Raw genomic sequence first — 391 nt, 5'->3', positions numbered from 1 at the left:
TTCCAGGGGACGCTCTACGACCAGAACAACAACATGGACATGACCGGCACGTTCATGCCGGTCTATGGCCTCAATCGCATCTTCGGCGAATTGCCCATCGTTGGCGCGCTGCTCGGCAATGGCCGCGACCGTGGCCTGATCGGCGTCACCTACCGGCTCAAAGGCAACGCCAACAAGCCGTTGCTGGACATCAATCCGCTGTCGGTGATCGCGCCCGGAATATTCAGGTCGATTTTTGAGTATCGGTGACCGAGTTCAAATCGGCCGTATCAGAATGTGTTTTTTCTTTCCCAAGGAAAGCTTTACGACGTTCTCCGGACTCAAATCCTGAGGGGTCACCAGCCGGCGCTCGTCGCTCACCGGCTCGTCGTTCAGGCGCACGGCGCCGCCC

General features: G+C 58.6%; 1 protein-coding gene and 1 pseudogene. One reads left to right on the top strand and one right to left on the bottom strand.

Features of this window, described 5'->3' with window-relative positions; genetic code table 11:
• Positions 1-249, top strand: a 249-nt coding sequence (locus EN925_RS39460; protein WP_164894867.1) for a hypothetical protein, incomplete at its 5' end; no start/stop codon positions are given.
• Between the two features lie 6 nt (positions 250-255).
• Here EN925_RS39460 and EN925_RS41385 read toward each other — a convergent pair.
• Positions 256-391: pseudogene (locus EN925_RS41385) on the bottom strand (tyrosine--tRNA ligase); the annotation flags it as partial.

This window comes from Mesorhizobium sp. M7A.F.Ca.US.006.04.2.1, from assembly GCF_004022915.1.
GTDB classification, from domain to species: domain Bacteria; phylum Pseudomonadota; class Alphaproteobacteria; order Rhizobiales; family Rhizobiaceae; genus Mesorhizobium; species Mesorhizobium ciceri.
The sequence above is the reverse complement of the archived record's forward strand: the minus strand, read 5'-3'. Positions and strand labels throughout refer to the sequence as shown.